Source organism: Streptomyces phytophilus, from assembly GCF_013870535.1.
GTDB lineage: Bacteria > Actinomycetota > Actinomycetes > Streptomycetales > Streptomycetaceae > Streptomyces > Streptomyces phytophilus.
This window is the reverse complement of record NZ_JACBXC010000565.1, coordinates 1-3,830: the sequence shown is the minus strand read 5'-3', so window position 1 is coordinate 3,830 and position 3,830 is coordinate 1. Positions and strand designations below refer to the sequence as shown.

Below are 3,830 nucleotides of genomic sequence, written 5' to 3'. Positions count from 1 at the left end.
GCGTACGGCGCTGAAGTGGGCGACTTGCCCCGGTATGGCGCCGGGCGGATCCTGGATTACGGCACCGCTGTACGACCGCCGTAAGGAGGTCACGCCATGGCCCAGCAGGAGCACGTCACGGAGGCCCTGCCGCATCCCCTGGCCGAGCCGCCCGAGGGCGAGGTGCCCGGCAGCCGCGAGGCCCTCAAGGACCGCGTCCACGTCGGGCATCCCGCCCACCAGCACACCAGGCTCGACGAGCATCTGCCCGTCGACCACCACCTCAGCAACGTCTACCGCGCCGGTGCCGGCCTGGCCGGCCTCTTCCTCGTGGTGTTCGGCATCCTCGGGCTCGTCAACCACCTCGGGTTCTTCGACACCGGCGGCGACAAGACCCTCGGCCTGAACACCAACGGGGCGCTGAGCACCCTGTCCGTCGTCGTCGGCGCGCTGCTGCTCTACGGCATGGTCCGCGGCGGCAACTTCGCCTCGACGCTCAACATGGTCCTCGGCGGCCTCTTCGTCCTCAGCGGCTTCGTCAACCTGGCCCTCCTGGACACCGGCGCCAACTTCCTCGCCTTCCGGATGCAGAACGTGCTGTTCAGCTTCATCCTGGGCATGGTCCTGGCGATGTTCGGGATGTACGGGCGCGTCAGCGGCCGCCTGCCGCACGACAACCCGTACTGGCGCACCCGCAACGAGGAGCCGGAAGCCGGGTCCGAGGCGGAGGCGTCCGCTAGCGGCGCCGCGCGACGGTGAGGCCGTCCGCGACCGTCAGCAGCACGGAGTCCATCCGGGCGTCCGCGGCCACGTGGTCGTTGAACGCCCGGATCGCCGCGGCCCCGCCCGTCGCCCCGGGGTCGGCGACGCGGCCGTGGAAGAGGACGTTGTCCGCGACGATCAGCCCGCCGGGCCGCATCCGCGGCACCAGTTCCTCCCAGTACCCGATGTAGCCGGGCTTGTCCGCGTCCAGGTACGCCAGGTCGATGTGCGGCCCGTCGGGCATCGCCCGCAGCGAGTCGGCGGCCGGGCCGAGCCGCAGTTCGACGCGGTCGGCGACGCCGCCCTTCTCCCACGCCTCGCGCGCGTACGCCGTCCACTCCTCGGAGACGTCGAGGGCCACGAGCTTCCCGCCGTCGTCCATGGCCTGGGCCATGGACAGCGACGAGAACCCGGTGAAGGTGCCCACCTCCACGATGTGCCGGGCGCCGACCAGCCGGACGAGGAACGCCAGCAGCGGGCCCTGCTCCTGCGCGGACTGCATGCTCGCCGAGTCGGGGAAGCGGGTGCGGGTCAGCTCCACGAGGTCGCGCTGCACGGCGTCCAGCGGCGGGTTGTGGTCCAGCACGTACCGGTACAGCTCCGGGGTCTGGTCGGGGCGCTTGTCGCGGCCCGCGGGAGAGGCAGTGGTCATGGAAGGCATCCTGCCATCTGCCGGAGTATCAGCTCCCCGGCGGCCACGCCGCGTTCGGCGAGGGCCGTGACGTGCGGCGCGGTCCAGCCGCGGGCGGCCAGTTCGCCGTGCCCGGGGCGCCAGGCGCGGTCGGCGGCGAGGAGGAGGTCGGTGTCGAGGAGGGAGTCGCCGGCGGCGAGTACCTGCCCGGCCGCCGGCCCGCCCGCGCGCCGCAGCACCTCCGCCAGCGCCGCGCTCTTCGTCAGCGGGCGCGGCACCGCGTAGATCTTCCGGCCCTGCGCCGATACGGACCAGCCGCGGCCCTCGGCCCACTCCCCCAGTTCCTTCAGCCACTCCTGCGGTACCGCGGCCCGCTCCACGACCAGGTAGGCGAAGAGGTCCTCCGCGGTACGCAGCTTCCGCAGCCACGCCGGGTCCGCCGCCCGCTCCAGGTGCGCGCGGACCTCGGCGAGCGGTGCGCTGCCGGCGGCCAGTTCCCGGTCCACCCGCGCCCGCCACCCGGCGTCGGCCTCGCCGTCGACGAGCAGGTGGCCGCCGTTGGCGCAGATCGCGTACCGGGGCGGCGGGCCGGGCAGCCGGACGCGGCGGTACTGCTCGCGGGTGCGGGTCGTCACGGGTACGAAGTGGGCGCGTTCGGCGAGGTCGGCGAGCAGCGCGGCGGCGGTCTCGGTCATGAAGGACAGCGGCCTGCCCTCGTAGACCTCGACGCACAGCAGGCGCGGTGCGGCGGCGTCGGGCATGGCCAGGGCCAGGGCGGCCGGGGAGTAGATGAGGGTGCGGTCGAGGTCGCTGGCGATGACGGTCACGGGGCGGACTTCCCGGGGGTGTCGGAGATGGAGACGGGAGCGGGGGCCGGGTGCCCTTCTGCCGGTGGGTGCGGTGCATTCCCGTCCGCTGCCGCGGTGCCGTCCGCGCCGGTGGCGCCCCTGGTGTAGCGGGGATGGATCAGCCCCACGCACGTGTACGGCAGGTCGTCGGTCTCCTCCACCGGCACCCCCCGCTGCTCCGCGAGGAGCCGCACGTGGTCCAGGTCCGCGCCCGCGCCCCGCCGCGCCAGTACGCGCCAGGGCACCCGGCGCAGCATCACCCGCGTCGTCTCGCCGACGCCCGGTTTGACGAGGTTGACGTCCCCGATGCCGTACGCCTCGCTGATCCGCTCCACGGCGGCCCACCCCTCCCACGTGGGCGCGCGCTCCGGCGCGGCCGGCATGGGGCGGACGGCGGCGGGGGCGGGGAAGCGGGCGGTGACGGCGTCGAGGAAGTGGCCGGAGAGGTCGTCGGCGGCGAGTTCGCGGTAGAACTTCGCGCCGTGGTAGTCGGCGGGGCCGATGAGGTCGGCGCGCAGCACGGTGCGGGATATCAGGCCCGAGACCGTGGAGTTGAGGCAGGCGGAGGGGATGAGGAAGTCGTCGCGGGTGCCGTACGTGTCCACGCAGCGGCCCGGGTCGGCGAGGACGGCGAGCCGCGGGTCGAAGGCGGGGAAGTCGCGCAGGGCGGCGGCGAGTTCGCGGGCGATGGCGCCCTTGCCGGTCCAGCCGTCGACGAACACGACGTCGGCGGGGTCGTGGTGGGCGGCCAGCCGGCGCAGGGCGGCGGTGTCGATGCCGCGGCCGCGGACGATGGACACGGCGTAGTGGGGCAGGTCGAGCCCGTGGGCGTGCCGGGCCCAGCGGCGCATCAGGATGCCGACGGGGGTGCCGGCGCGGGCGAGGGAGACGAGTACGGGGGCGGGCGACCGCTCGGCGAGCACGGTCTCGGTGACGGTGGCGACGGCGTCGGCGATGCGGCCGGCGGTGGCGTCGAGGGCGGTGTGGAAGAGGCGTACGTAGTCGGGGCTGGGCTGGTACTCGACGGGCAGCGACTCGGCGTAGTGCGCGCCGCCGCGCTGGATGGCCTCCTCGCGCTCCTCCGTGGGGGCTTCGAGGTCGACGGCGGAGAGGTCCTTGAGGAGCCAGCCGACCTCGTCGGGGGCGTAGGAGGAGAAGGCGGGCCCGCGGAGGGGCTCGGCGGTGCTCGGGGCGTAGGAGGGGATCACGGCGAGGAGTACCCGGGGGGTGTGCGGGGCGAGCACGTCGAGGAGCCCGCCGGGGGCGTGCAGGGCGGGGGTGTCGGCGGCGGAGTCGGTGACGGCGACGACGGCGTCGTACGGGGCGGCGGCGCCGCCGGCGACGTTGTAGGCGTAGCGGGTGCCGTCGGGGTTGTCGTGGGGGTTGTCGTGGGCGGGGAAGGCGAGGCGGCTGCGGATGGCGTAGCCGGGGTGGTCGACGGGGAGCACGGGCGAGCGGGTGGTGGAGGAGAACCGGACGTCGGCGCCGGGGAGCAGGTCTTCGAGGGCGGTGGCGAGGCGGAGGGGTGCGTACATCAGCTCCTCGGTGCCGAGGAGGAGTACGCGCGGTGGGCGGGCCGGGTCGGCGGGAAGCGCGAGCGCGTCGGCGAT

At 74.6% G+C, this 3,830-nt stretch carries 4 protein-coding genes; 1 reads left to right on the top strand and 3 read right to left on the bottom strand.

Annotated elements, in window-relative coordinates; all coding sequences use genetic code 11:
- The first annotated feature begins 96 nt into the window (after positions 1-96).
- On the top strand, positions 97-738 hold the full coding sequence (locus tag H5J30_RS21355; RefSeq protein ID WP_181789004.1) for a DUF4383 domain-containing protein: 642 nt from the start codon (positions 97-99) through the stop codon (positions 736-738).
- Here the strand turns inward: H5J30_RS21355 and H5J30_RS21350 are convergent.
- From H5J30_RS21350 to H5J30_RS21340, 3 genes are all read right to left on the bottom strand, one after another.
- Positions 716-1,393, bottom strand: coding sequence for an O-methyltransferase (locus H5J30_RS21350; protein ID WP_181789003.1), 678 nt, complete (start codon positions 1,391-1,393; stop codon positions 716-718). The two genes, H5J30_RS21355 and H5J30_RS21350, sit on opposite strands and share 23 nt — an antisense overlap.
- Complete coding sequence (locus tag H5J30_RS21345) at positions 1,390-2,199, bottom strand: HAD family hydrolase (protein WP_181789002.1); 810 nt, start codon at positions 2,197-2,199, stop codon at positions 1,390-1,392. Before H5J30_RS21345 ends, H5J30_RS21350 begins: the two co-directional genes overlap by 4 nt.
- On the bottom strand, positions 2,196-3,830 hold a 1,635-nt coding region (locus H5J30_RS21340), incomplete at its 5' end, for a cysteine protease StiP domain-containing protein (RefSeq protein ID WP_258563453.1). The genes H5J30_RS21340 and H5J30_RS21345, both read right to left, overlap by 4 nt.

Excerpts from the sequence above, each read along its gene's own strand:
- H5J30_RS21355 (WP_181789004.1), top strand. The coding sequence starts at position 97 with ATGGCCCAGCAGGAGCACGTCACGGAGGCCCTGCCGCATCCCCTGGCC.
- H5J30_RS21350 (WP_181789003.1), bottom strand. The coding sequence starts at position 1,393 with ATGACCACTGCCTCTCCCGCGGGCCGCGACAAGCGCCCCGACCAGACC.